Source organism: Sphingopyxis sp. Q841 (genome assembly GCF_052384365.1).
GTDB classification, from domain to species: Bacteria; Pseudomonadota; Alphaproteobacteria; order Sphingomonadales; family Sphingomonadaceae; genus Sphingopyxis; species Sphingopyxis terrae_A.
This window is the reverse complement of the sequence record NZ_JBQSUM010000003.1, coordinates 108152-131844: the sequence shown is the minus strand read 5'-3', so window position 1 is coordinate 131844 and position 23693 is coordinate 108152. Positions and strand designations below refer to the sequence as shown.

Here is a 23693-nt window from a genome sequence, read left to right as displayed (position 1 = left end):
GCCGCTCAATAGCGCGCGAGCGCCGCGCGCGGTTTCGGATGCGGGGGGTGATAAAAAGGCAACAGCCGCTCTCTCATTTCGGCCTTTACCCCGCCCACATTACCGCCATCTCATAGGCGAAGGCGAGGAAGGTCAGCGTCAGGCCGACGACGAACAGGCGATAGGCATAGGCGAGGTAGCGATATTTGCGCCGCGCGAGGACGAGGCCGTTCTGATAGGTGTCGCGCAGGATCGTTTCATAAAGATCCTCCTCGGTCCGCATCCGTGCCTTGACCGCGTCGATGAACTCATCCTCCTCCATCTGCTCGAACCGGCCGAAAAAGAGGATATTGCTATGATCCTTACCATCGCGAAAGACTGCGGGCGGCGCCTTGCCGACGCGCGGGAGTACCGCCGATATGGCGAGCAGCGCCGAGAGGAAGGAGAAGGTCGCCAGCAGCGCGAGCGGCAGCGCGAAGGCCCCCGCCCCGGCGCGCGCCTGTCCGACCGCGAGGGTGAAGACCACGAAGGTCGCGCCCATCAGGATCGACGCCTTTTGATCGGCCATCTGCGACAATTGCATCGTGATCTGCTGATTGGTGCGCACGAGATGCACCGCGTTGGGCGGAAAGGATATGGCGGGCCGCTCCGGCGCCGCGTCCGATTTTGCGCTGTCCATCCAGCCCCCTCCCTGCCCCTTCAGCTTGCGGCGACCTTCGCCCGGATGGCACGAAGGACCGCGAACGGCAAGATGCTGCCCGATTGCCGCCGCAATCGCTTGCCAAGCGGGACGGGGCGCGGCATGCCCGCCCGCAGTTTTTTCATTATGGGACGCACCCGCATGAGCACCCCCCTCGCCGACCAGATCCACGGCCTGATCGAACCTTTCAACAAGAAGGGCGTCGCCCTGACCGACGCGACGACCTTTGCCGGCGACCTTGAATGGGACAGCCTGACGGTGATGGATTTCGTCGCCGAGGTCGAGGATACGTTCGACATCATCATCAGCATGAACATGCAGGCCGAGATCGAAACCGTCGGCGAGCTCGTCGCCGCGGTCGAAAAGCTGCAGGGCTGAAAATCTTGTGCTCCCCGGCGAAAGCCGGGGTCAACGCGACCTCGCGCGACCTATCTGGACCCCGGCTTTCGCCGGGGCACACGGAAGAAACGAATATGACCGACCTTTTCTCCAAATTCGATCCGCTCATCGAACAGCGCGCGGCGCTGCTCGCGACCGGCGTGACCGATCCGTTCAGCCTGGTGATGGAGAAAGTGCTCTCGCCCACCGTCGCAATCTGCAACGGGCGCGAGACGATCCTGCTCGGCACCTATAATTATATGGGCATGACCTTCGACGAGGATGTCATCGCCGCGGGCAAGGACGCGCTCGAGAAGTTCGGCAGCGGCACCACCGGCAGCCGCGTCCTCAACGGCACCTATCAGGGGCACAAGGCGTGCGAGGACGCACTGAAGGAATTTTACGCCATGGATCATGCCATGGTGTTTTCGACCGGATACCAGGCGAACCTCGGCATCATTTCGACGATCGCCGGCAAGGGCGACTATGTCATCCTCGACATCGACAGCCACGCGTCGATCTATGACGGATGCAAGATGGGCGACGCCGAAATCGTCGCTTTTCGCCACAACGATGTCGAAGCGCTCGAAAAGCGGCTGAAGCGCCTGCCCGCCGAGGCCGGCAAGCTCGTCGTGCTCGAAGGCGTCTATTCGATGCTCGGCGACGTGGCGCCGCTGAAGGAGATGATCCGCGTCTCCAAGGAAAATGGCGCGATGGTGCTGGTCGACGAGGCGCATTCGATGGGCTTCATTGGCGAACATGGCCGCGGCGTCGCCGAGGCGCAGGGCGTGATCGACGATGTCGACTTCATCATCGGCACCTTTTCGAAGAGCGTCGGCACCGTCGGTGGCTTCTGCGTGTCGAACCATCCGAAGTTCGAGATCTTGCGCCTCGTCTGCCGCCCTTACGTCTTCACCGCCTCGCTGCCGCCGAGCGTCGTCGCGACCGCGGCGACGAGCATCCGCAAGCTGATGCACGGGTCGAACAAGCGCGCGCATCTGTGGGAAAATTCGAAGACGCTGCACAAGGGGCTGCGCGATCTCGGCTTCACGCTGGGTACCGAAGAGCCGCAGTCGGCGATCATCGCGGTCATCATGCCCGACCTCGAAAAGGGCGCGATGATGTGGGAAGCGCTGCTCGAAGAAGGCCTCTACGTCAATCTCGCCCGCCCGCCCGCAACCCCCGCGGGCATGACGCTGCTGCGCTGCTCGCTATGTGCTGAACATTCGAGCGAGCAGGTGAGCGAGATCCTCGGCCGCTTCGAGCGCGCGGGCAAGCGCGTGGGAATTATCGGCTGAACCGAGCCGCGCCGCCGACCAGCGGATTCATTTTCGGGGCGAACCGAGCGGAACACCGCGCCGTGCGGTCTTCACCGCTTTGCCCCGGAACGCTTGTTGGATAGAAGATCAGCGTGTTCGAGCGGGATTTGGATCACGACAATGAGAGCCGTCGCGAACGGCTGCGCTTCTGGCTGACCGTCGGGCTGGGCGCGGTGCTGACGGGCGTCGTCGGCGCGCTCATCATGTTGATGAGCCGTGCCAACGACAATTATGACCGCTCGCTGAGCTGGCAGGCGCACAGCCTGGAAGTGATTTCACAGACGCGCAGCCTCGATGCCGCGCTGGCGCGCGCCGAGGCGGCACTCGGCCGCTTCGCTGTCGGCCTGAAAAAGGAGGACGGTCGCGTTTTTCAGCAGCAGTGGGGGCTGTCGCAGCAATATCTCGCGCTGCTCCGCCGCAACGTCCGCGACAATCCGGAGCAGGCGGCGCTGGTCAAGACACTGACCGCCGAACTCGACCGGCGCGGGACACAGCTCGGCGATGCGGCGCTCAGCGCCAATTACAACCAGACCATTGCCGCGATCTCGAAATATAACGCCGCCGGACACGATGCCGCGCTGCTGCGCATCGACCGGCTGCTGACCGAATTGATCGGCAACGAACGCGCGATCCTTGCCAACCGCAACCAGCTTGCAGCCGCCGACCGCGCCAGCCTGAACCAGGCGATCCTGCTGTTCACCGTGCTCGCCGCCGCCGCCGCCGTGATCGCGATTGCAGCGACCGTCTCACTCGTTCGGGCCCAGAGCGAACGCCGCGCGGCACGGCGCGAACAATTGGCCGAAAGCGACCGCGCGATGCTGCTGGAGGCGGCGGTGAACGAGCGAACGGCCGAGCTTGCCGAAGCGAACAGCGCGCTGCGCAGCGAAATGGCCGAACGCGCCGCCGCCGAGGAGCAGCTTCGCCAGGCGCAGAAGATGGAAGCGGTCGGCCAGTTGACCGGCGGCATCGCGCATGATTTCAACAATATGCTCGCTGTCGTCGTAGGCGGGCTGGAACTTGCGCAGCGGTGGATCGGCGAAGCGCCCGAAAAGGCACAGCGCCACATCGGCAATGCAATGGACGGGGCCAATCGCGCCGCCGACCTGACCCGCCGCCTGCTGGCCTTCGCACGGTCCGAACCCGCGCGCCCCGAAATGACGCCGATCGACGCCTGCATCGCGGGCTTTTCGGAATTGATCGGGCGCACGATCGGCGACCGTATCGCGCTGACGCTCGACCTTCAGACCGAAGGGCTCGCCTGCTGGGTTGACAAGCAGCAATTCGAAAATGCGCTGCTCAACCTTGCCGTAAACGCGCGCGACGCGATGGACGGGCACGGGTCGCTGACGATCCGGACGCTGCGCGATGAAAAGGACGACACCGCCGCGCTGGCGGTGGAGGTGATCGATACCGGCTGCGGCATGTCGCCCGAGGTACTCAAGCGCGTGTTCGACCCCTTCTACACCACGAAACCCGCGGGTCAGGGCACGGGCCTGGGGATGAGTCAGGTCTTTGCCTTTTGTCGCCAGTCGGGCGGCGAGGTGCAGATTCATTCGGTCGAGGGCGAAGGCACGCGCGTTGCGATGCTGCTGCCCGTCGCAAAGCCGCATGCCGAAGCGGCGGCGCCCGCGGGCGGTTCCGATGCAGCGGTGAGCGAACCGCCGACGGACGCGATGCGCATTCTGGTGGTCGAGGATGACGAGCGCGTCCTGGCCGCCACCGTCGACGCCGTAACCGAGCTTGGTCATCAAGCGATCGCCTGCGACGATCCGCGCGCCGCCGCCGGGCTGGTCGAAGCGCATGGCGGGTTCGACCTGATTCTCAGCGACGTGCTGATGCCCGGCCTGACCGGCCCCGAAATGGTCGCAGAACTGAAGGAACGCTGGCCCGATCTGTCGGTGCTGTTCGTCACCGGCTACGCCGGCGATGCCAGCGAGTTCGAAAGCTTTGGCGACCATGACGTGCTGCGCAAGCCCTTTACGCTGAACGCGCTCGAACAGGCGATCCGCCGCTGCGGCGATGCGCCCGCACCGGAGCGCATCGCTTCCTAGCGGATTGCGCCGCTCTTCACGAGGCGCGGCACCAGCGTCAGCGCGGCGACGAGCGGCCAGCGGCGCTGCCACGGCTTGATCTCTATCTTGGTGCCCGCATGGCGGTTGATCTTCCAGGCGAGATAATCGATCCCGCCGGCATAGGTCAGGCTGGCCTTGGCGAGCCGCACGATGCTGAGCAGCTTGCCCTCGATCCGCCGCCGCGCCCAGCCGCCACCGGTAGCACCGGCCGGGATTGCCGCCATCGCCGGCAGGCTGAAGCGGTCGTAGCGCGCGGCGTCGGCATCGACGACCGACTGCGCCCGGCCGGTGCGTTCGGCGCGCAATTCGACCGAATAGGTCAACGAAAAGGCGCGCCGCCACCAATCGAGCGGCGCCTCGCCATCAACCGCTCCCGCCGCAGCGAGCAAAGTCGGCGCGGCGCGTGCCACCGCCGATACCGCGCGGTCCCGCGCGGTATCGTCGACGGCCCAGACGAGCCGCGACGGCTGAGCAAAGCGCGCCCAGACCGATACGTTGCGCGTTTCAGGGCCGTTCAGGCGGTGAAAATCGCTTTCGCTGAGCACCGCATATTTGGCGATCAGCCCCTCATGCTCGAACGGAAAGACGTTTGGCGGGATAAGCCGGTTGGCGGCCGCGAGCCAGCGCTTCGGATAGGCATCGCCATAGTCCGAAACGATCAGATAGAAATCGAGCATCAGCCCGTCGAGTTCGCTTTCGCGCAGGCAGCTGCCGTAAAAGAGTACCGCGCGGGCGCTGCCCGGGTAGCGGGCCGCGATCGCCGCCGCCATCGCAGCGACGCGCGGATCGACCGGTGTCGAAAGCTCTTCGCGGACGAGATCGGTATGCGCCGACATGCGAGCGCTCAGGCGGCGAGGCGCAGGAAGGGTACCGGCTGGGTCGAGGTCAGGATGATCGGCCGGCCGTGCTTTGCCTCGAAAATCTCGCCGTCGAGGATCACGTTCGAGCGTTCGCCCTCGATACGGATCTCATCACCCTGTTCGAAATGGACCCCGGCGAGCTGATGCTGGCCGAGGGTCCCTCGCCAAGTGGCCCCGAGCATGCGGAACAGCGCGCCGACGCTGCGGTCGACCGCGAGCAATTTCATCCGCCCGTCGCCGCCGTGCGTATCGCTGGTGCGGATACTCAGCAGCAGCTTTTCCAGTGTCGTGACGATGAGCAGCGAGAATTTGCCCTTGAGCTGGCCCTGTCGGATCAGCGACACGGTCAGCGGCTCGGGCTTCGGCGGCAGGCGCCCGCCGCCAATGCCGAAGATGATCGCGAAAAGCCCAAGAATCGCGGCGAGCACATGCGACAGGCCGTTGGGCAGGCCGAGCGGATAGATGCGATTGCGGCAATAGAGCATCACGTCGGCCAGATAGGCACCACCCAGGAACATGCCGAGCACGGGGCGATTGCCGCCGCTGTCGAGCGCGATGAGCTGCCGTTCAATGACATGATCCTCGAGCCGGCCATTCGACACGAGTTCGACGACGCGCTCGAGCGCCTTGATCGGATCGCCTTCGGCGCCCAGATCGAGCGCGATCAGGTTGGTCTTGCCGTTCGGCAGCACCGCGACGGGCGGCGGCGAACCGCCGAAATGGCCCCCCGAATAAAGTTCGGTCAGCGCGGCCTGAACGGTGCCGTCACCGCCGTTGATCGCGACGATGCGCGGGCTGACCATCGCGATCGTACGAATCGCTTCACCGATCTGGTCGACATCCTCGACCTCGTAATGAAAAATGTCGGGGTGCGCCGCGCAATATTCCCGAACCCGCGGCAACAGGGCACGATTCCCCGTTGAGCGCGGATTGGAAAGAAGGGCGACGCTTGCCATCGAGCCCCTACATATATTTCATGTTGATCGAGATCGTCTTCGGCGCGTTGCCAACATCGAACCCCGTCTTCTTGTAGCTCGGCTTGCCGAGATTGAAGATGTTGATGCTCGGGTTGTTCGACATGCCGCCGCCGTCCGAGGTCAGATCGGTCTTGCCGTTGCCGTTGACGTCGTGGCGCACCGCAATGCCATAGTGGCCCGCTTCGGGCAGCGGCACGCAAACGGTCATCGACCCGGCCTGTGCCGGCACTTCGACACGGGTGATCCAGCGCCCCTTGGCGAGCCATTCGGACGCTGTGGCACGATAGCTTTGCACACGAATCTTGCCCGTCCCGGCCTTCACGCCGTTGATGTGGACGAGGGTGGACGGACCGCTCCGGCATTTCGACAGGTCGTTGGTGATAACCTGTCCCTCTGCGTTTGCTGCCACGGATACGGCGAGCAGAGCCACGCAGAGCGACGCCGAGATAAATTTCGACATGACGCATTAGCTCCCAGTGGTTATAGCCACGCCAGCACCGAGCCGACATGGGTCCCTGTTGCCCTTGAATCCGGATATCGGAACCATTTGCGGCCAAATCATGGTGATGGGGCGACGAAAGATTGAATAGACTGCCCGCCATCGACCGTTACATCGCGCGGCTCATCTTCTTTCCCATGCTCGGTACGCTGGTCCTTTCGGCCATGCTGCTGGTGCTGGAAAAGATGCTGCGCCTGTTCGATTTCGTCGCGACCGAAGGCGGGCCGGTGAGCGTCGTGTGGCGGATGCTCGCCAATCTTATCCCAGAATATCTGTCGCTTGGCATCCCGATCGGGCTGATGCTCGGCATCCTGCTCGCCTTCCGCCGGCTCGCGACATCGAGCGAGCTCGACGTGCTGCGCGGGGTGGGGATGAGCTTCGGACGGCTGATGCGCATGCCCTATGCCTTTGCCTTCGCGCTGGCGCTGCTCAACCTCGCGATCGTCGGCTTTATCCAGCCCTATGCGCGCTACGCCTATGAAGGGCTGCGCTTCGAATTGCGGTCGGGCGCGCTCGGCGCGTCGATCAAGGTCGGCGAATTCACCAAATTGGGCAGCCGGATGACGCTGCGCATCGAGCAGAGCTATAACGAGGGGCGCAATCTGCGCGGCATCTTCGTGCGCGGCGAGAACAAGGACGGGCAAAGCGTTTCGGCAACCGCCGCCGAGGGACAGTTTCTTGCCACCGACGATCCCGACACGATCATCCTGCGCCTGACGCGCGGCGTGCTGATCCATGAATCGCCTAAATTCGCGGTGCCGCGGGTCTTGACCTTCGACAGTCACGACCTGCCGATTCCGCTACCCAAGATCGAGGCGTTCCGCACCCGCGGCGGCGCCGATCGCGAACTGACGATCCCCGAATTGCTCGTCGTCGGTCACGACCAGGCCGAACCGCTGGCGACGCGGCTCGAATCGCGCGCGAATTTCCACTTCCGGATCGTCGAAGTGGTGTCGATGTTCTTCATCCCGCTGATGGCGATCGCGCTGGCGATTCCGCCCAAGCGATCGACAAGTTCGCTGGGCGTCTTCCTGTCGATCGTGCTGCTCGTCACCCAGCACAAGATCAACGAATATGCCGAAGCGCTGGGCGCGCGCGGTGCGGTCGATCCGCTGCTGGCGCTGTGGATTCCGCTGCTGCTGTTCGGCGCGCTTGCGGTGTGGATGTATTATACGGTGGCGCATGTCCCCGGCGGCCAACCAATCGGTGCGCTCGAGCGCGTCGCGGCCAAGGCCGGGCAGAAAGTCCGCGCCTTCATCCGCCTGTTCCAGCGCAAGCAGCAGCATATCTGACGATGAACCAGCTCCATTTCTTTCCGTCGCGAACCATGGCGCTCTATGTAGGGCGGCTGTTTCTGGTGCGCAGCTTCGCGATCCTGTTCGCGCTCGTGCTCGTACTCCAGACGCTCGACCTTCTCGGCGAGAGCGGCAAGATCCTGTCGGTCGCAGGCAACAGCGACAGCGACGTGTGGCGCTATGTCGGGCTGCGCCTGCCGCAGATCATCGAGACCTTTCTGCCCTTCTCCGTCCTGCTCGGGACGATCTTGACGCTGATCACGCTCAACCAGAACAGCGAGGTCATCGCGATGAAGGCGTCGGGCATGTCGGCGCATCAGGTGCTGGCGCCGCTGTTCCTTGCCGCGCTGTTCGTTGCCGCGATCAGCTTCGGCTTCAACGAAAGGATCGTGACGCGCGCGACCGCGGCGCTCGCCGCCTGGCAGAAGGTCGAATATGCGCAGATTCCGAAAGACACCGGGATTCGGTCGAACATATGGGTTCGCGACGGCAATAATCTGATCAACGCCGCGACCGTCAGCGGTACCGGAACAGCGATCACGCTGCACGGCGTGCGCATCTATGAACGGTCGGAGGGCGTATTGTCCTCGATACTTTCGGGCGACAGCGCGCGGCCGGTCGCGGGTGGGTGGGAACTCACCAACGCCAAGCGCTTCCTGCGCCGCGCCGGTATCGTCCAGCCGCTCGGCACCATCGTCGCCGCGCCGGGCGTGCGTCCCGACCAGTTCACCCTGGCGCAGGTCGACGGCGATCAACTGCCCTTCACCGAGCTCAAGGCGGCAATCGGCGATCTCGAGGCAGCGGGGCGACCCGTCGATGCGCTGAAAGGCGTGTTGTGGCACAAGATTTCGGGGCCGCTGTCGGCGGTCCTGATGCCGCTGCTCGGCGCCGTCGCGGCATTCGGCCTGGCGCGATCGGGCAAGCTGTTCGTGCGTGCAATCATCGGCATGGCGCTGGGCTTCGCCTATTTCGTCGCCGACAATTTCGCGCTCGCGATGGGCGACCTCGGCGCCTATTCCCCCTTCCTCGCCGCATGGGGCCCGTTCATCCTGTTCGCGCTGATCGGCGAGATGATCCTGATCCGGACCGAGGAATAGCGTCCGGACTCCGGGCGCATAGCCGCCGCCCCCCAAGCACCGCCCCGTTTCGGGCCCGGTCCAAATGTTGCGGCGGGCAGGCCGACGCCCCTCTCCCCACCCGGAGGCCGTCAGCGCCCAAAAGAAAAGGGGCCGCTTTCGCGGCCCCTTCGATTGGTTCGAGAGTCGAAGGATCAGTCCTTCAGGAAGTCGGGCACATGGCCCTGATCTTCCGGACCGTCTTCGCTGCGTTCGCGACGCGGGCCGCGGTCGCCGCCATCGCGGCGGGGGCCGCGATCGCGGCCGCCACGGCCACGGTCGCCGCGATCGCCGCCGTCACGGCGCGGACCACGATCACCGCGCGGTTCGCGGGGTTCGCGCGCCGGACGCGTGTCTTCCAGTTCCTCGCCGGTTTCCTGATCGACGACGCGCATCGACAGGCGGACCTTGCCGCGCGGATCGATCTCGAGGACCTTGACCTTGACTTCCTGGCCTTCGGACAGAACGTCGGCGACCTTTTCGACGCGTTCGTTCTTGATTTCCGACACGTGGACGAGGCCGTCCTTGCCGCCCATGAAGTTCACGAATGCACCGAAATCGACGAGGTTCACGACCTTACCGTTATAGATCTTGCCGACTTCGGCTTCTTCGACGATGCCGAGGATCCACGCCTTGGCGGCTTCGATCTGCGCGGTATCCGACGAGGCGATCTTGATCGTGCCTTCGTCGTCGATGTCCACCTTGGCGCCGGTCGTCGCGACGATTTCGCGGATGACCTTGCCGCCGGTGCCGATGACGTCACGGATCTTCGACTTGTCGATCGTGATCGTTTCGATACGCGGCGCATGCGCCGACAATTCGCTACGGGCTTCGCCGAGCGCCTTGTTCATTTCGCCGAGGATGTGCGCACGGCCTTCCTTGGCCTGCGCCAGCGCCTTTTCGAAGATTTCCTTGGTGATGCCGGCAATCTTGATGTCCATCTGCATCGTGGTGATGCCTTCGGACGTGCCCGCCACCTTGAAGTCCATGTCGCCGAGGTGATCTTCGTCACCCAGAATGTCCGACAGGATTGCGAAATCCTGGCCTTCGAGGATCAGGCCCATCGCGATACCCGACACCGGGCGCGCGATCGGCACGCCGGCATCCATCATCGCAAGGCTGCCGCCGCACACCGACGCCATCGACGACGAACCGTTGGATTCGGTGATGTCGCTGGTAAGACGGATGGTGTAGGGGAAATCTTCCTTCTTCGGCAGCACGGGGTGCAGCGCACGCCACGCCAGCTTGCCGTGGCCGACTTCGCGGCGGCCCGGCGCGCCGAAGCGGCCGACTTCGCCGACCGAATAGGGCGGGAAGTTATAGTGCAGCATGAAGTTCTGATACGACAGGCCGTTGAGGCCGTCGATCATCTGTTCGGCTTCCTTGGTACCCAGCGTGCAGGTCGCGATCGTCTGGGTTTCACCGCGGGTGAACAGCGCCGAACCGTGCGCGCGCGGCAGGAAGTGCGTTTCGGCGACGATCGGACGAATCTGCGTCGTCGTGCGGCCGTCGATGCGCTTGCCGTCCTTCAGGATGGCGGTGCGGACGATTTCGGCTTCCAGCTTCTTGGTCAGCTTGATGCCGGCCATGACTTCCTGCGGGCTGAGGCCGTCGGCTGCAAACTGTTCCTTCGCCTTCGCGCGCGCTTCGTTGAGCGCGTTCGAACGGGCCGACTTGTCGGTCAGCTTGTAGGCGGCGGCGATGTCCTTGCCGATCAGCTTCTTAAGCTTGTCCTTGATCGCGGCATTGTCGTCCGACGATGCGATTTCCCAGGGTTCCTTGGCAGCCTGTTCGGCAAGCTTGATGATCGCCTTGACGACTTCACGGCACGCATCGTGCGCGAACATCACGGCGCCGAGCATGATCTCTTCCGACAGCTCGTTCGCTTCGGATTCGACCATCATCACCGCGTCGTGCGTCGCGGCGACGACGAGGTCGAGGTCGCCTTCGGCAACCTGTTCGTCGGTCGGATTGAGGATATATTCGCCGTCGAGATAGCCGACGCGCGCAGCGCCGATCGGACCCATGAAGGGCACGCCCGAAATGGTGAGCGCGGCCGAGGCCGCGACCATCGCGAGGATGTCGGGTTCATTGTGGCCGTCATAGCTCAGCACCTGAGCGATGGCATTGATCTCGTTGTAGAAGCCTTCGGGGAACAGCGGGCGGATCGGACGGTCGATCAGACGGCTGACCAGCGTTTCCTTTTCGGTCGCACCGCGTTCGCGCTTGAAGAAGCCGCCGGGGATGCGCCCCGCGGCCGAATATTTTTCCTGATAATGGACGGTCAGGGGGAAGAAGTCCTGCCCTTCCTTCACCGACTTGGCAGCGGTCACGGCGCACAGAACGACCGTTTCGCCCAGTGTCGCCATCACGGCGCCGTCGGCCTGACGGGCAACCTTGCCCGTTTCGAGAGTCAGCGTTTCACCGCCCCACTCGATCGATACTTTTTTCACGTCAAACATGGAATTTCCTTCGCCCGCCGGGCCCTATGCCGGGCGGGGCCTCTGTTCCGGGCAATCCGGCCCGGGCGGGTCGGGGCGTCTGTCTGCCCCTGGTTTTCGGAAGCCGGCGCCGGATTGCGGCGGCTCCTCTCCACGCCGCTCTTGCGAACGGCAAAAATGAAAGCGGCCCCGAACCCGGAGCCGCCCTCATGGTCTTACTTGCGAAGACCCAGCTTCGCGATCAGGTCGGTGTAGCGTCCCTCGTCCTTCTTCTTGAGATAGTCGAGGAGGCTGCGGCGCTTGTTGACCATCATCAGCAGCCCGCGGCGGCTGTGATTGTCCTTGGCGTGCGACTTGAAATGGCCGGTCAGCGTGTTGATGCGGTCGGTCAGGATCGCGACCTGCACTTCGGGCGAACCCGTATCACCCTTTTCGCGGGCATGTTCCTTGATGAGTTCGGCCTTGCGTTCGGCGGTAATCGACATGTGTTTCTTCCTTCGAACATCCTGTTACAGATTGAAGCCCCGCACGACCTTCAGCGTTCCCGCCAAAGCCTCTATCAATGCCACGGGCCGATCGTCGGCGTCGCGTCCCCAATAGAGCCCGTCCTGCGTGCTTCCCCCGGTCCAGACACGACCCTGACGGATCGCCCCTGCCGCTTCCGGGGAAAGGTCCAGAGCCGGGATGTCGACCAGCCCTGCCTCCAGCGGCAGAAATATCTCTGATTGGGCGGCCCCTTGGCCGAAAGCGTTCAATTTGTCCAGCGAAATCGCCTGATCGAGCGCGAACGGCCCTGCCTTCGTCCGGCGCAACATGGTGACATGCCCGACCGTCCCGACCGCCCGCGCAATGTCGCGCGCGAGGCTGCGGATATAGGTACCCTTCGAAACATGCGCCGTGAGCGTGATGGAATCGAGCCGCTCCGCCTCTCCACTTTCGTCACCCCGGACTTGATCCGGGGTCCATTCGGCGCCCTCGGCAACATATGCCTCAGCAAGTCCGGAATGACGAAGAGAGTGGATCATCACCGCCCGCGCCTTCATCTCGACCGTTTCGCCGGCGCGCGCGCGGTCATAGGCGCGCTCGCCGTCGATCTTGATCGCCGAATAGGCGGGCGGCACCTGTTCGATCGCGCCGGTAAAGCGCGGCAGAACCGCAGCAATTTCCGAAAGCCGCGGCCGCACGTCGCTGGTCGCAACGACGTCGCCTTCCGCGTCGAGCCCGGCGGTCTCGGTCCCGAACTCGATCGTGAAATCATAGACCTTGCTCGCGTCGAGCATGCGCCCGCACAGCTTCGTCGCCTCGCCGATCGCGATCGGCAGCACGCCCGAGGCAAGCGGGTCGAGCGTCCCGCCATGGCCGACCTTGACCTTGCCCAGCCCGGCTTCGCGGCACACGCGCTTGACTGCGGCAACCGCCTGCGTCGAGCCGAGCCCGACGGGCTTGTCCATTATGATCCATCCGTTCATCGCCGCGCGGGCTAGGCCGCGCGGGCGATGCTTGTCAATTCGACCGGGATCGATTCGATCGGGCTCAATTCGACTTGGCGGCGTCCGCTCCGGCCTTGGCGGCTTTCTCCGCCTCGCGCGCTGCCTTGCGCTCTTCCTTGGTCGGCGGCGGCGCCGATGTCACGAAAGACGAAATCGCGCAGCGTTCACCGCGCACCAGAAGCGACGCGAACTTGTCGAGCCGCGAGGTTCCGCGCGTGTCGACGCCGATCGCCTGCGCAAAATCGATGTCGCGGCACGGACCGAAGAAGGTGGCATAATACCAGTCGCGGCGGCTGTCCTGAATCCACACGCCATCCTCGCCATCGGCCTGAAAGGTGCGGATCGTCGCGTTGCTGGGAAAGCTGATGCCGGTTTCGACGCCCAGCGCGCGCGATTCCTGCGGTGCCCCTTCGGCCGCCGCAGTTGCCGAAAGGGGAAGCAAGGCGGCGGCCAGGGAGAGTGCGAATAATCTGTTCATAACGAACCTTTCCAGATGGAGGCCCATCCCGGCACACGGCATAGCGGGTCGATGCTGAACCGGCGCTGACCCGCTTGCCACGCTCCCACCAACTTCAGCTTCCTGTGCGCCATTCATCGGCGAGCAGCGACCACAGGCCGGTGTCGCGGACAAAGCCGGTCCAGGTGATCCGCTCGGCGCGCAGCACCCCTTCCTTGGTGCAGCCGAGCTTGGTGACGGCCGCCTGGCTGCGCTTGTTGCGCTCGTCGATGCGAAATTCGATGCGGCGAATGCCGACGGCATAGGCATGGTCGAGCATCAGTCGTTTGACGCGGCCATTGAGGCCAGTCCCGCGCGCGGCGGGCTCGATATAGCTGTTGCCGATCTCCACCGTCTGCGCCGACACATCGGGACGCAGATAAGCGGTCATGCCGACCAGCCGATCGCCGTCGACGATCGCATAGGGCATCCGGCTTTCATGCCCGATCAGCGCGTCGAAGCTCGCGTCGAAATGATCGGAATCGAAGCTCGACGAATAGATCGGCCAGATATCGGTATCGGCGGCGCAGGCGGCGCGCAGCGCCTCGCGGTGCGGCTCGGCCAGCTTGACGAGCCGGAGGTCGCCGTCGGTCAGCTCGACATAAAGCTGGTCAAGCATCGGCGCCCGCCTCTTGCAAAGCGTCCGCCGCAGCCCGGCGCTTGGCCATGAAATGGCGGCGGCACATGGCGATATAGCGGTCGTTGCCGCCAATCTCGGTCTGCGCGCCCTCGACCACCGCACGGCCGGCGGCATCGACGCGCAGGTTCATCGTCGCCTTGCGCCCGCATTCGCACACCGCCTTCAGTTCGACCAGCGCGTCGGCGATACCGAGCAGCGCCGCCGAGCCGGGAAAGAGATCGGCCGCGAAGTCGGTGCGCAGTCCGTAGCAGAGCACCGGAATATCGGCCTCGTCGGCGAGCCGTGCCAGCGCGAACACCTGATCTTTCGAAAGGAACTGCGCCTCGTCGATCAGCACGCAGGCCAGCGGGCGCTGACGATGCTCCTCGCTCACCGCCGCCCACAAATCGCTTTCGGGATCGAATTTATGCGCCTCGGCAAGCAGGCCGATGCGGCTGGTGATCTGCCCGGCGCCGTAGCGGTCGTCGAGCGCGGCGGTCCACAGCATCGTCTCCATCCCGCGCTCGCGATAGTTGAAATCCGCCTGCAGCAGCGTCGTCGACTTGCCCGCGTTCATGCTGGCATAATAGAAATAGAGCTTGGCCATGGCTTGAGCGATACCGCCTCGGCGGCGCCGCGCAAGCCCAATCAGGCGGCGCCGAGCAGCGCGCGAAAACGCGCCGGCTGCGGCAACAGATCGGCGAGGGTATAGCCGTCGAGATGCGCGGCGAAGGCTGCCAGCGCCCCGGCGAGCGCGCCCTGCAATCCGCAGCCGCCGCGCACCGGGCAGGCTGAAGTCGCGGGGTTTATACACTCGACGAAGCCGTCCAGCCTTTCGAGCTCGCGCACCACCGCGCCGACGATCACCGTCTCGGGCGCCCTGGCGAGCGTCAGCCCGCCACCACGTCCGCGCTGCGCCGCGACATAGCCGAGCGCCTGCAGCCGCTGCGCCACCTTGGCGAGATGATTGCGCGACACGCCATATTGGCCGGCGATCTCGTCGACCGACATCTGGCGCCCGGTCGCCGCCAGCGCCATCAGGATGCGCAGCGCATAGTCGCTGTGAAGGCTCAATCGCATAAAATAGGTATATGAAATATTGCTTTTATGCGCAAGGCCGATAAAGCGGCAAATGAAATGCCGTTTATCGAGTCGAGGCGATGAAGAAGACCGTCCCCGCCCACCCCCATGCCATCGCTGCGCGAGAGGACCGGCGCGCCGCCGCCATCGCGATGGGGGTCGATGAAGCCTTTATCGCAACGCTCGTCGATCGTTTCTACGCCGCGATCAGGCGCGACGCCCTGCTTGGTCCGATCTTCGACGAACGCATCCACGACTGGCCCGGGCATCTCGCGCAGATGAACCGTTTCTGGCAGTCGATCCTGCTCGGCGCCGGCAATTTCACTGGCAATCCGATGGCCCGGCATCTTGCGATCCCGACCATCGGCGAGAGCCATTTCCAGCATTGGCTCGGGCTCTTCTATGCCACGCTGCGCGATGTGGCGCCGAGCGAAGGGGCGGTCGCGCTGGTCGGCGCGCGGGCGCGGATGATCGCCGAAAGTCTGCTTACCGGCATCGCGGTCCACCGCGACCGCGACCCCGACATCACGCGCAGGATGGTGCTGCCCCACGTCTGACACCCGCCGCGCGCCGGCAGCCGCCGACACCGCAGCTTGACTCGCCCGCCCCCGCTGTCATGCTGCGCACAAAAGATGCAGCATTAACAGTGGGGAGAGCTGCAATGCGATTGATGCCGGTGACCGATGCGATGTTCCTGTGGGGGGAAAGTCGCGAAATGCCGATGCACATCGGCGGCATCAACCTCTACACGCTGCCCGACGATGTCGACGAAACCGACTGGCTGAACGAACAGCTCGCACTGTTGCGCCAGTCGGAAGGGCTGCGGCGGCCGTTCAGCGAGGTGCTGAAACTCACCCCGCTCGGCCAGTACGGCCCGATCCGGCTCGAACCCGACCGCGACATCGACATGCACTATCATGTGCGCTCGGCCGCGCTGCCCAAGCCGGGGCGCTACCGCGAGATGTTCGAACTCGCCTCGCGCCTTCATTCGAGCCTGCTCGACCGCACCCGCCCCTTATGGGAGATCACGCTGATCTCAGGGCTGCCCAATCGGCAGATCGCGACGTTCAAGAAGGTGCATCACTCGCTGATGGATGGCGCGGCGAGCATCCATTTCTATAATTCGATGTTCTCGCCCGACCCCAAGGAACGGCGGACCTGCTCGCCGCTGTCGGTCGAGGCCTATGAAGCCTATAAGCGCAAATTCCCGTCGCCCAAAAAGCCGCCGCGCCCCAGCCTGACCGACATCGCCGCGATCGGCGAGTTTCTGAAGGAGCAATGGGGCAACAGCGTCGGCGTGACCAAGGCGCTCAACCAATATGTCGCGGCGATGTTCGGGATCGGCGGCGAAGGGCTGGCCACCCCCTTTGCCGGCGTGCCGCGCACCAGCTTCAACCGCAACATCACCGGCGCCCGTCGCTTCGTTGCGCAAAGCTGGTCGCTCGAACGCGTCCGCGCGGTCGGCAAGGCCTATGACGGGACGATCAACGACGCGGTGCTGGGCATGTGCGCGGGCGCGATGCGCAAATATCTGCAATCGCTCAACGAGCTGCCCGACAAGCCTTTGAAAGCCATGGCGCCGGTGTCGATCCGCCCCAAGGACGATATCGATTCGGGTAATTCGGTGACGTCGGTGACGGCCAATCTCGCCACCCATATCGACGATCCCGCCGAACGCATGGCGGCGATCCAGGCGTCGATGAACGCCGCCAAGGCGCAGCTGCGCGCGATGACCGCGCAGCAGATCCAGCTCTATACCGCGATCACCAATTTCCCCCAGATGCTCACCGCGCTGACGCGCACCGCCGACAAATTCCCCGCCTATTCGGCGACCATCTCCAACGTCCCCGGCCCGCGCGAGCAGATGTACTGGAACGGCGCGCGGCTCGACGGCATGTATCCCGCGAGCATCCCCGTCGACGGCATGGCGATGAACATCACGCAGGTGTCGAATTTCAGGAACATCGACTTCGGCATCACCGCCTGCCGCCGCAGCGTGCCGCACGCGCAGCGGATGATCGACTATCTGGAGGAAGCGCTGGTCGAGCTGGAGGCCGCAGCAGGGATCAAGACGCCGAAGGGAAAATAGCCCCTATCCGGTCTCACCAACCCGTCATCGGGGCTCAATCTTGAATTTCGCCCTCGCTGCCGCCCAGATCGCGCGCCACCTTGGGATCGCGCAGCAATTGGTCGATGTGGCTCGCCTCGTCGAAGCTTTCGTCAGCGAGAAATTTGAGCTTCGCCGCATATTTCATGCGGATGCGGTGCGCAACTTCGCGCTGGAGATAGGCGGTGTTGGTGCGCAGCGCCTTCAGCACCGCCTCCTCGTCGCGGCCGAGCAGCGGCTTCACGAATATCGTGGCATGGCGCAGGTCGGGCGACATGCGCACTTCGGTCACGCTCACCGGATGCGTCGCGAGGACATCGTCATGCACGTCGCCGCGCTGAAGTATCTCGCTCAGCACATGGCGCACCTGTTCGCCCACGCGCAGGACGCGGACCGAGGGGCCTTCGGGTTTTTCGTTATGCCGCATCGCTCAATATCCTGCCGCACCCCCGCGCATGCAGGGGTGCGGCGATGGTTCGATCACAACGTCCGCGCGCGTTCCTCGACCTCGAAGACTTCGAGGTGATCGCCCGGCTTGATGTCGTTGGTATCCGCCAGCACGACGCCGCATTCCAGGCCCGCGCGCACTTCGGCGACATCGTCCTTGAAACGGCGGAGCGACGCGATGGTCGTTGCCGAGACGATGACGTCCTCGCGCGTGAGACGCGCGTGGAGCCCCTTGCGGATGATGCCTTCGAGCACCAGCAGGCCAGCGGCCTTGTCGCGTTTGCCGGCCGGGAAGACTTCCTTGACCTCGGCGCGGCCGACGACGGTTTCGACGCGTTCCGGACCCAGCTCGCCTGCCATCTCCTTCGCGACTTCCTCGGTCAGGTGATAGATGACGTCATAATACATGAAGCGCACTTTTTCGCGATTCGCGATCTCGCGCGCCTTGGCGTTGGGGCGGACGTTGAAGCCGATGATCGGCGCATTCGTCGCCGCCGCCAGCGTCACGTCGCTTTCGGTGATCGCGCCGGCGCCCGAATGGAGCACGCGGACGCGGATTTCGTCGGTCGACAGCTTGTTGAGCGCGTTGACGATCGCTTCGACGCTGCCCTGCACGTCGGCCTTGATGACCACTGGATATTCGATGACATTGGCCTTGTCGGCGAGCGCCGAGAACATGCCTTCGAGGCTGACCGGCGCCTGCGCGGTCCGCTTCTTGAGCGCCTGTTCCTGACGATAGGCGGCGACTTCGCGCGCGCGCGCCTCATTCTCGACGACGGTCAGCGTGTCGCCCGCCATCGGGACCCCGCCGAGGCCAAGAACCTCGACCGGCATCGACGGACCGGCTTCCTTGATCTGCTGGCCCTGATCGTTGACGAGCGCGCGGACGCGGCCGCTTTCGGCGCCGCAGACGAAGATGTCGCCGACCTTCAAGGTCCCGCGGCGGACGAGGATCGTCGCAACGGGGCCGCGGCCCTTGTCGAGCTTCGCCTCGACCACCGTCCCTTCGGCCGAACGGTCGGGGTTGGCCTTGAGCTCCATGATCTCGGCCTGAAGCGCTATCGCGTCGAGCAGCTTGTCGAGCCCGGTCTTCTTGAGCGCCGAAACTTCGACATTCTGGACGTCGCCGCCCATTTCCTCGACGACGATCTCGTGCTCGAGCAGGCGCTCGCGCACGCGCTGCGGGTTCGCGCCTTCCTTGTCGACCTTGTTGATCGCCACGATGATCGGCACCCCGGCTGCCTTCGCATGGTTGATCGATTCGATCGTCTGCGGCTTCAGCCCGTCGTCGGCCGCCACCACCAGTACCGCGATATCGGTGACATTGGCACCGCGCGCGCGCATTTCGGTGAAGGCTTCGTGGCCCGGCGTATCGAGAAAGGTGACTTGGCTCCCGTCGGGGGTCTTCACCTGATAGGCGCCGATATGCTGGGTGATGCCACCGGCTTCGCCCGACTGGACGCTGGTGCCGCGCAGCGCGTCGAGCAGGCTGGTCTTGCCGTGATCGACGTGGCCCATGATGGTGACCACCGGCGCGCGGGGCTTCATCTGTTCGGGCGCATCGACGTCCTGATCGTTGCGGATATCGACATCGGCTTCGCTGACGCGTTTGATCTCGTGCCCGAATTCGGTGACGAGCAGTTCGGCGGTATCCTGGTCGATCGTCTGGTTGACGGTGACCATCATGCCCATCTTGAACAGCGCCTTGACGAGATCGGCGCCCTTTTCGGCCATGCGGTTCGCCAGTTCCTGCACGGTGATCGTGTCGGGAACGACGACTTCGCGAACCTGCTTTTCGCGCGGCCCGCTCGGCGTCAGATGCGAGCGCTTTTCCTTTTCGCGCGCGCGCTTCAGCGCGGCGAGGCTGCGCGCACGCGCGCCTTCATCCTCGTTGAGCGCACGCGTGACGGTCAACTTGCCCGACTGGCGCCGGTGATCGCCGCGATGTTCCTTTTTCTGTTCGGCGCGCTTCGGTTCGGGACGCTTCGGCGCCTCGACCGGCGTGAAGCGACGCGGCGCGGGCGCAGCGCTGCTCGTCGTGGCGGCGCGCGGCGCGGCTTCGGCCGGCTTGGCTTCGGCAGCGGGCGCGGCCGGCGCTTCGGCGGCGGGCTCGGCCGCAGCCGGAGCGGGCGCTTCCTCGGAAGCCTTGGATTTTTCTTCCCGCGCTTCGGCGGCACGCGCGCGCTCTTCTTCCAGAGCACGGGCGCGTTCAGCCTCTTCGCGGCGGCGCGCTTCTTCAAGCGCGGCGAGACGCGCCTCTTCGGCTTCGCGCAGCAACTGCGTCTGGCGCTCCTGACGCGACATCAGGCTGTCGGCCTTGGGCGCGGCAGGCTTGGGCGCCGGTGCGGGTGCAGCCGGCTTCGGCGCGGGTGCGGGCGCGGCCTCGACCGCTTCAGCCTCGGGCGCGGGCGCCGCTTCGCCGGGACGGCCAAGCACGCGGCGGCGCTTCACCTCGACCACCACCGTATTGCGGCGGCCGTGGCTGAATTGCTGCTGCACCTGTCCGGCCTCTACCGTACGCTTCAGCCCCAGGGGCTTGCGGGTCAGAGTCGGCTTGTCCTGTTCGTCACTCATCGAAACGTCTTATTCCTTCAATACGCGTCCGAAACCGGAGAGTCCGTGTCGGGCTCCCTGGACGCCATCCCATTCCCCGCCGTGCGGGAATCCTGATCGGAAACGCGGTTGGCCGCGTCCCTAAACCATCCGGTGAAAAACTGCCAGCGGCTCAAATGCGCCAGCACCCGGTCAGCGGCACGGGCGTCGGTCACGCCCAGATGCACCGCATTTTCACGCCCCAATGCCATAGATAGGGTGTATCGGTCCACCGGCAAGACCGTCCCCTCACGGCCGGACCCTTCGTGATCCTCGCCGACCCGCCACGCCTGTGCCAGTTTCTTTCGCCCGTCTTCGCCGGCATCCTGCGCATGCAGGAGCAGGCGGACCTGTCCGCGGCGCGCCGCGTCCTCGATCCGCTCGCTGCCGAGGATCAGCATTCCGCCGCGCGCCTCAAGCCCCAGCCGGTCGAGCGTCGCACGCGCGAGTTGCGCCTCGATCCGCGCGCCCAGATCGTCGGGAATCGTGAAGGCGCCTTCGTGCAGCGCCCGCGCCAGCCCACCCTTGAGCTTGCCCTTTGCCTGCGCCGCTTCGAGCGCTTCGCGGTCGACGCCGATCCACGCGCCGCGCCCCGGCGCCTTGCCGAGCACGTCGGGCGCGATCATGCCGTCGGGCCCGAGCGCGAGGCGCACGAGCCGTCCGGCCGGCGCCACGTCGCCGGTTACCACGCAGCGCCTTTCGGGCGCGTGCTGTCCGCGCTTACCCGCGCGGTCGGTTTGGCTTAGCTGATCATTGCGCGGGGTCCGCATCGGCGGCCTCCCCGGTCTGGGCTTCGGCTTCGGCAGCCGGTTCGTCGTCGAACCAGTGCGCGCGCGCCGCCATGATGATCTCGTTGCCCTGTTCTTCCGACAGGCCATATTCGCCGAGCACGCCGCCCTTGTCCTCGGCGCGTTCCGAACGCTCGCGCGCCGGGCCGCGGCGATTCTCGCTGCGCTTCTTCGCGATCAGTTCGTCGGTTGCAAGATCGGCAAGATCGTCGAGCGTCTTGATCCCGGCCTTGCCGAGCGTGACGAGCATCGCTTCGGTCAGGTGCGGCAGTTCGGCCAGATCATCCTCGACGCCAAGTCCGCGGCGTTCCTGACGCGCGGCTTCTTCGCGGCGTTCGAGCGCTTCGGTCGCACGGCTCTGCAGCTCTTCGGCCAGTTCGTCGTCGAAGCCTTCGATGCTCGCCAGTTCGTCGAGCGGCACATAAGCGACTTCTTCGAGTTCGCCGAAGCCCTCGGCGACGAGCAGCTGCGCGAGCGTTTCGTCGACGTCGAGTTCTTCCTGGAACATCGTCGAGCGTTCGACGAATTCGCGCTGACGCTTTTCGCTCGCGTCGGCCTCGGTCATGATGTCGATCTGCTTGCCGGTCAGCTGGCTGGCGAGACGGACGTTCTGGCCTCGGCGGCCGATGGCAAGGCTGAGCTGATCGTCGGGAACGACGACTTCGATACGGCCGTCATCTTCGTCGATGACGACGCGCTGCACCGTCGCGGGCTGAAGCGCGTTGACGACGAAGGTCGCGGTGTCTTCCGACCAGGGAATGATGTCGATCTTTTCGCCCTGCATTTCCTGGACAACCGCCTGAACGCGGCTGCCCTTCATGCCGACGCATGCGCCGACGGGGTCGATCGAGCCGTCATAGCTGATGACGCCGATCTTGGCACGGCTGCCCGGATCGCGCGCCGCGGCCTTGATCTCGATGATGCCGTCGTAGATTTCGGGGACTTCCTGCGCGAACAGCTTCTTCATGAAGTCGGGGTGCGCGCGGCTGAGGAAAATCTGCGGTCCGCGATTTTCGCGGCGCACCGACAGGATCAGCGCGCGGACGCGATCGCCGACGCGCATCAGTTCGCGCGGGATCTGCTGATCGCGGCGGATCACGCCTTCGGCGCGGCCCAGGTTGACGACGATGTGGCCGAATTCGACCGACTTGACGACGCCGGTGATGATCTCGCCCGCGCGGTCCTTATATTCCTCGAACTGGCGCTCGCGGTCGGCTTCGCGGACCTTCTGGAAAATCACCTGCTTCGCCGACTGGGCGTCGATGCGGCCGAGGTCAACCGCGGGCAGCGGATCGACGATGAAGTCGCCGACCTTCGCATCCTTCTGCAGCTTCTGGCCGGCGGCAAGGTCGACCTGCTTGAAATAATCGTCGACCTGTTCGACCACCTCGACGACGCGCCACAGGCGCAGGTCGCCGGTCTGCGCGTCGAGCTTGGCGCGGATGTCGTTCTCGGCGCCGTAGCGCGCGCGCGCCGCGCGCTGGATCGCTTCCTCGATGGCCTCGATGACGATGCCCTTGTCGATCATCTTCTCGCTGGCGACGCTGTTGGCGATCGCGAGCAGTTCGGCCTTGTTGGCGGAAATGGCAGTGGCCATCAGTCCTGTCCTTCTTCTTCCATGTCGTCGGCACCCTCGATCGAGAGCGGGACGGTTGCGGCAATCAGTTTGTCGGTGAGGACGAGCTTGGCCGTGTCGATCGCGTCGAACGGCAGCTTGTGCTCGACCCCTTCCTTGTCGAAAATTGTGACGATGCCGGCATCGATGCCGGCGAGTTCGCCGTTGAAGCGCAGGCGCCCGTCGCGCTTTTCCTTCAGCGCGACCTTTGCCTCATGCCCCGCCCAGTCGGCAAAGTCGGCGGGACGCGTCAGCGGCCGGTCGATCCCGGGCGACGACACTTCGAGGCGATAGGCGCCTTCGATCGGATCCTCGCCCGCTTCCTCCAGCGCGTCGAGCCGGTCCGAAATACGGCGCGACAGATCGGCGCAATCGTCGATCGTCAGCTGGCGCGTATCGGGCCGTTCGGCCATCACCTGCAGCGTCGGGTCTTCCTCGCCGCCGAAAAAGGCGACGCGCACGAGCGCAAGGCCCATCGCCTCGGCTTCGGGTGCGATGATCGCATTAAGGACGTCGAAATCGACCAAAGAAATTTCCCAATCGGATGACCGGAAAGTCATGCGGGAACAGCCGCCGCGGCCCGCGGCCCCGACGTCCCAACTGGCTAACCATGTCAAGAAGTGGGCCGCATATAGGCTTTGGCGCATGAGTCGGCAAGGGGAGAATGGGGTGGGCGGCTTTCCGGTCGGTTGCGGGCTCACGATTCTTCCTCTGCGTCCTCGGTGTACCGGTATCGCGCCGACGTCGTCCTTCCCCTGCTGGAATGTTAAGCTTTTCAGGCTGGTCGGCAAAACGCTGGCAAATTGCGGATCGCCGATAGCAGA

At 64.8% G+C, this 23693-nt stretch carries 23 protein-coding genes; 7 read left to right on the top strand and 16 right to left on the bottom strand.

Annotated features, from left to right (window positions below; all coding sequences use genetic code 11):
* Positions 1–85: 85 nt before the first annotated feature.
* Positions 86–658: a Pycsar system effector family protein gene (locus ACT17R_RS15995; RefSeq protein WP_186401121.1), complete on the bottom strand. Its 573-nt coding sequence runs from the start codon at positions 656–658 to the stop codon at positions 86–88.
* Positions 659–820: 162 nt separating this feature from the next.
* On the opposite strand from ACT17R_RS15995, the gene ACT17R_RS15990 reads away from it, so the two are divergent.
* The 3 genes from ACT17R_RS15990 (at position 821) to ACT17R_RS15980 (ending at position 4427) form a co-directional block, all read left to right on the top strand.
* Positions 821–1057 (top strand): acyl carrier protein, encoded by a 237-nt coding sequence (locus ACT17R_RS15990; RefSeq protein ID WP_186401122.1) that lies wholly within the window; start codon positions 821–823, stop codon positions 1055–1057.
* Between the two features lie 95 nt (positions 1058–1152).
* Complete coding sequence (gene spt, locus ACT17R_RS15985) at positions 1153–2355, top strand: serine palmitoyltransferase (protein ID WP_062900979.1); 1203 nt, start codon at positions 1153–1155, stop codon at positions 2353–2355.
* Between the two features lie 128 nt (positions 2356–2483).
* Entirely contained in the window at positions 2484–4427 is a 1944-nt protein-coding gene (locus ACT17R_RS15980; RefSeq protein ID WP_234181034.1) for an ATP-binding protein, read from the top strand.
* Here ACT17R_RS15980 and ACT17R_RS15975 read toward each other — a convergent pair.
* From ACT17R_RS15975 to ACT17R_RS15965, 3 genes are read right to left on the bottom strand one after another with little or no spacing between them, the layout of a single operon-like run.
* Positions 4424–5284: a hypothetical protein gene (locus ACT17R_RS15975; protein ID WP_186401124.1), complete on the bottom strand. Its 861-nt coding sequence runs from the start codon at positions 5282–5284 to the stop codon at positions 4424–4426. The genes ACT17R_RS15980 and ACT17R_RS15975 overlap by 4 nt on opposite strands.
* 8 nt (positions 5285–5292) lie before the next feature.
* Positions 5293–6264, bottom strand: a complete 972-nt coding sequence (locus ACT17R_RS15970) for a diacylglycerol/lipid kinase family protein (RefSeq protein WP_003042677.1) — start codon at positions 6262–6264, stop codon at positions 5293–5295.
* A gap of 7 nt (positions 6265–6271) precedes the next feature.
* Positions 6272–6745 carry a DUF2141 domain-containing protein gene (locus ACT17R_RS15965; RefSeq protein ID WP_062900982.1) on the bottom strand — a complete coding sequence of 158 codons (474 nt, stop codon included), beginning with the start codon at positions 6743–6745 and terminating at the stop codon, positions 6272–6274.
* 122 nt (positions 6746–6867) lie between these two features.
* Between ACT17R_RS15965 and lptF the strand changes: the two genes are divergently transcribed.
* Together lptF and lptG are read left to right on the top strand one after the other, a co-directional pair.
* The gene (lptF, locus tag ACT17R_RS15960; protein WP_082819824.1) at positions 6868–8076 is read left to right on the top strand and encodes an LPS export ABC transporter permease LptF; all 1209 of its coding nucleotides are present in this window, start codon (positions 6868–6870) and stop codon (positions 8074–8076) included.
* Positions 8077–8078: 2 nt separating this feature from the next.
* On the top strand, positions 8079–9176 hold the full coding sequence (lptG, locus tag ACT17R_RS15955; RefSeq protein WP_444809819.1) for an LPS export ABC transporter permease LptG: 1098 nt from the start codon (positions 8079–8081) through the stop codon (positions 9174–9176).
* A 173-nt stretch (positions 9177–9349) separates the two neighbouring features.
* Here the strand turns inward: lptG and pnp are convergent, their stop codons facing one another.
* The 7 genes from pnp to ACT17R_RS15920 all read right to left on the bottom strand — a co-directional run bounded on the left by pnp (position 9350) and on the right by ACT17R_RS15920 (position 15320).
* On the bottom strand, positions 9350–11656 hold the full coding sequence (gene pnp, locus ACT17R_RS15950) for a polyribonucleotide nucleotidyltransferase (protein ID WP_062900983.1): 2307 nt from the start codon (positions 11654–11656) through the stop codon (positions 9350–9352).
* Positions 11657–11850: 194 nt separating this feature from the next.
* Positions 11851–12120 (bottom strand): 30S ribosomal protein S15, encoded by a 270-nt coding sequence (rpsO, locus tag ACT17R_RS15945; RefSeq protein ID WP_003042688.1) that lies wholly within the window; start codon positions 12118–12120, stop codon positions 11851–11853.
* Positions 12121–12144: 24 nt separating this feature from the next.
* Positions 12145–13104, bottom strand: a complete 960-nt coding sequence (gene truB / locus ACT17R_RS15940; protein WP_217373151.1) for a tRNA pseudouridine(55) synthase TruB — start codon at positions 13102–13104, stop codon at positions 12145–12147.
* A 64-nt stretch (positions 13105–13168) separates the two neighbouring features.
* Complete coding sequence (locus ACT17R_RS15935; RefSeq protein WP_444809818.1) at positions 13169–13603, bottom strand: DUF6491 family protein; 435 nt, start codon at positions 13601–13603, stop codon at positions 13169–13171.
* Between the two features lie 94 nt (positions 13604–13697).
* Positions 13698–14240 carry a GNAT family N-acetyltransferase gene (locus tag ACT17R_RS15930; RefSeq protein WP_444809817.1) on the bottom strand — a complete coding sequence of 181 codons (543 nt, stop codon included), beginning with the start codon at positions 14238–14240 and terminating at the stop codon, positions 13698–13700.
* Positions 14233–14847, bottom strand: a complete 615-nt coding sequence (locus tag ACT17R_RS15925) for a thymidine kinase (protein ID WP_444809816.1) — start codon at positions 14845–14847, stop codon at positions 14233–14235. The genes ACT17R_RS15930 and ACT17R_RS15925 overlap by 8 nt, the downstream gene beginning before the upstream one ends.
* A 41-nt stretch (positions 14848–14888) precedes the next feature.
* Positions 14889–15320, bottom strand: a complete 432-nt coding sequence (locus ACT17R_RS15920) for an RrF2 family transcriptional regulator (protein WP_444809815.1) — start codon at positions 15318–15320, stop codon at positions 14889–14891.
* 80 nt (positions 15321–15400) lie between these two features.
* Between ACT17R_RS15920 and ACT17R_RS15915 the strand changes: the two genes are divergently transcribed.
* Together ACT17R_RS15915 and ACT17R_RS15910 are read left to right on the top strand one after the other, a co-directional pair.
* Complete coding sequence (locus tag ACT17R_RS15915; RefSeq protein ID WP_062900988.1) at positions 15401–15877, top strand: group III truncated hemoglobin; 477 nt, start codon at positions 15401–15403, stop codon at positions 15875–15877.
* 104 nt (positions 15878–15981) lie between these two features.
* Positions 15982–17409 carry a WS/DGAT/MGAT family O-acyltransferase gene (locus ACT17R_RS15910; RefSeq protein ID WP_444809814.1) on the top strand — a complete coding sequence of 476 codons (1428 nt, stop codon included), beginning with the start codon at positions 15982–15984 and terminating at the stop codon, positions 17407–17409.
* Positions 17410–17443: 34 nt separating this feature from the next.
* Here ACT17R_RS15910 and rbfA read toward each other — a convergent pair whose 3' ends face one another.
* From rbfA to rimP, 5 genes are read right to left on the bottom strand one after another with little or no spacing between them, the layout of a single operon-like run.
* Positions 17444–17854: a 30S ribosome-binding factor RbfA gene (rbfA, locus tag ACT17R_RS15905; protein WP_234181050.1), complete on the bottom strand. Its 411-nt coding sequence runs from the start codon at positions 17852–17854 to the stop codon at positions 17444–17446.
* Positions 17855–17907: 53 nt separating this feature from the next.
* The gene (gene infB / locus ACT17R_RS15900; protein WP_062900991.1) at positions 17908–20448 is read right to left on the bottom strand and encodes a translation initiation factor IF-2; all 2541 of its coding nucleotides are present in this window, start codon (positions 20446–20448) and stop codon (positions 17908–17910) included.
* A 17-nt stretch (positions 20449–20465) separates the two neighbouring features.
* Positions 20466–21236 carry a DUF448 domain-containing protein gene (locus tag ACT17R_RS15895; RefSeq protein WP_062900992.1) on the bottom strand — a complete coding sequence of 257 codons (771 nt, stop codon included), beginning with the start codon at positions 21234–21236 and terminating at the stop codon, positions 20466–20468.
* The gene (gene nusA, locus ACT17R_RS15890) at positions 21217–22851 is read right to left on the bottom strand and encodes a transcription termination factor NusA (protein ID WP_003042722.1); all 1635 of its coding nucleotides are present in this window, start codon (positions 22849–22851) and stop codon (positions 21217–21219) included. Before nusA ends, ACT17R_RS15895 begins: the two co-directional genes overlap by 20 nt.
* Positions 22851–23396 (bottom strand): ribosome maturation protein RimP, encoded by a 546-nt coding sequence (gene rimP / locus ACT17R_RS15885; protein WP_062764113.1) that lies wholly within the window; start codon positions 23394–23396, stop codon positions 22851–22853. The genes nusA and rimP overlap by 1 nt, the downstream gene beginning before the upstream one ends.
* Between the last annotated feature and the right edge of the window lie 297 nt (positions 23397–23693).